The organism is Mesorhizobium sp. M7D.F.Ca.US.004.03.1.1, from assembly GCF_003998635.1.
In the GTDB taxonomy this organism is placed as follows: Bacteria; Pseudomonadota; Alphaproteobacteria; order Rhizobiales; family Rhizobiaceae; genus Mesorhizobium; species Mesorhizobium loti.
Window position 1 is genome coordinate 1 of sequence record NZ_RZQG01001068.1, and the last position, 1,862, is coordinate 1,862.

Below are 1,862 nucleotides of genomic sequence, written 5' to 3' on the forward strand. Positions count from 1 at the left end.
GATGAAGGCGGTCGTGGTTCGCACGGCCAAGGACATCCGCCGCCCGGACGGCAGCGTGATCCGTTTCGACAAGAACGCGGCCGTTCTCGTCGACAACAAGAAAGAGCCGATCGGCACGCGTATCTTCGGACCGGTTCCGCGCGAACTCCGCGCCAAGAACCACATGAAGATCATCTCGCTCGCGCCTGAAGTGCTGTAAGGAGCCGGACCAATGCAAAAGATTAGAAAAGGCGACAAGGTCGTCGTGCTGGCCGGCAAGGACAAGGGCCGTTCGGGCGAAGTCCTCTCGGTACAGCCGAAGGAAGACACCGCGCTGGTGCGCGGCGTCAACATGATCCGTCGTCACCAGAAGCAGTCCCAGTCCCAAGAGGGCGGGATCATCACCAAGGAAGCGCCGATCCAGCTGTCGAACATCGCGCTGGCCGACCCCAAGGATGGCAAGCCGACCCGCGTCGGTTTCATCTTCCAGAAGGACGGCAAGAAGGTGCGCGTCGCCAAGCGCTCGGGAGAAGTCATCAATGGCTAAGGCTCAAACCACGAAGCCCAAGGCTGAAAGCAAACAGTCCAAGGCTCAGAACACGCCGCGCCTCAAGCAGGTCTACAATGAGACCATCCGCAAGGCGCTGCAGGAACAGTTCGGCTACGATAACGAGATGCAGGTTCCACGCATCGACAAGATCGTGCTGAACATGGGCGTTGGCGAAGCGACCGCCGATTCGAAGAAGCCTTCGATCGCGGCCGAAGACCTGGCCATGATCGCCGGCCAGAAGGCCGTCGTCACCCGCGCCCGCAACTCGATCGCCGGCTTCAAGGTCCGCGAGAAGATGCCGATCGGCGCCAAGGTCACGCTGCGCAAGGAACGCATGTATGAGTTCCTCGACCGCCTCGTGAACATCGCACTGCCACGCGTCCGCGACTTTCGCGGACTGAATCCGAAGAGCTTCGATGGCCGTGGCAACTACGCCATGGGCATCAAGGAACACATCGTGTTCCCGGAGATCAACTACGACAAGGTTGATCAGATCTGGGGCATGGACGTCATCGTTTGTACGACTGCGAAGACGGACGACGAAGCCAGGGCATTGCTCAAGGCCTTCAACTTCCCCTTCCGCCAGTAACGGCAGCGAGAAAAGGAAAAATCTGAAATGGCAAAGACCAGCTCAGTCGAGAAGAACAACAGGCGCCGCAAGCTTGCCGACCAGTACGGTCCCAAGCGCGCTGCCCTGAAGGCGATCATCATGGATCAGTCCAAGCCGATGGAAGAGCGCTTCCGCGCTCAGCTCAAGCTTGCTGCCATGCCGCGCAACTCGGCCAAGATCCGCATCCGCAACCGCTGCGAAGTCACCGGCCGTCCGCGCGCCTACTATCGCAAGCTCAAAGTATCGCGCATCGCGCTTCGTGATCTCGGCAATAACGGCCAGATCCCGGGCCTGGTCAAGTCGAGCTGGTAAGGAGGACATAACATGTCATTAAGCGATCCTCTCGGCGATATGCTGACCCGCATCCGCAACGCGTATGGCCGCAAGAAGTCGAGCGTTTCGACGCCGGCTTCGCGTCTGCGCACCCGCGTCCTCGACGTGCTGAAGGCTGAAGGCTATATCCGTGATTACAGCCAGACCGACTTCGACAACGGCAAGTCCGAAATCGAGATCGAGTTGAAGTATTTCGACGGCGCGCCGGTCGTGCGCGAAATCGCCCGTGTCTCGAAGCCAGGCCGCCGCGTCTATGTTTCGGCCAAGTCGATTCCGCAGGTTGCCAACGGCCTCGGCATCGCCATCCTTTCGACACCGAAAGGCGTGATGGCCGACCACGAAGCACGTGAACAGAATGTCGGCGGTGAAATCCTCTGCCAGATCTTCTGA

The 1,862-nt window shown here is 59.8% G+C and carries 5 protein-coding genes; all 5 read left to right on the forward strand.

Translation table 11 applies throughout. From position 1 onward, the window contains the following. The coding region (locus tag EN935_RS33920) for an uL14 family ribosomal protein (RefSeq protein ID WP_206534638.1) at positions 1 to 199 on the forward strand (199 nt) is incomplete at its 5' end. Positions 200 to 211: 12 nt separating this feature from the next. Beyond that, positions 212 to 526 (forward strand): 50S ribosomal protein L24, encoded by a 315-nt coding sequence (gene rplX, locus EN935_RS33925; RefSeq protein WP_013531428.1) that lies wholly within the window; start codon positions 212 to 214, stop codon positions 524 to 526. Next, positions 519 to 1,118 (forward strand): 50S ribosomal protein L5, encoded by a 600-nt coding sequence (rplE, locus tag EN935_RS33930; RefSeq protein ID WP_013531429.1) that lies wholly within the window; start codon positions 519 to 521, stop codon positions 1,116 to 1,118. The genes rplX and rplE overlap by 8 nt, the downstream gene beginning before the upstream one ends. A 27-nt stretch (positions 1,119 to 1,145) precedes the next feature. Continuing rightward, complete coding sequence (gene rpsN, locus EN935_RS33935; RefSeq protein ID WP_013895695.1) at positions 1,146 to 1,451, forward strand: 30S ribosomal protein S14; 306 nt, start codon at positions 1,146 to 1,148, stop codon at positions 1,449 to 1,451. 12 nt (positions 1,452 to 1,463) lie between these two features. Then, positions 1,464 to 1,862, forward strand: coding sequence for a 30S ribosomal protein S8 (gene rpsH, locus EN935_RS33940; RefSeq protein ID WP_013531431.1), 399 nt, complete (start codon positions 1,464 to 1,466; stop codon positions 1,860 to 1,862).

Excerpts from the sequence above, each read along its gene's own strand:
- rpsN (WP_013895695.1), top strand. The coding sequence starts at position 1,146 with ATGGCAAAGACCAGCTCAGTCGAGAAGAACAACAGGCGCCGCAAGCTT.
- rpsH (WP_013531431.1), top strand. The coding sequence starts at position 1,464 with ATGTCATTAAGCGATCCTCTCGGCGATATGCTGACCCGCATCCGCAAC.
- rplX (WP_013531428.1), top strand. The coding sequence starts at position 212 with ATGCAAAAGATTAGAAAAGGCGACAAGGTCGTCGTGCTGGCCGGCAAG.
- rplE (WP_013531429.1), top strand. The coding sequence starts at position 519 with ATGGCTAAGGCTCAAACCACGAAGCCCAAGGCTGAAAGCAAACAGTCC.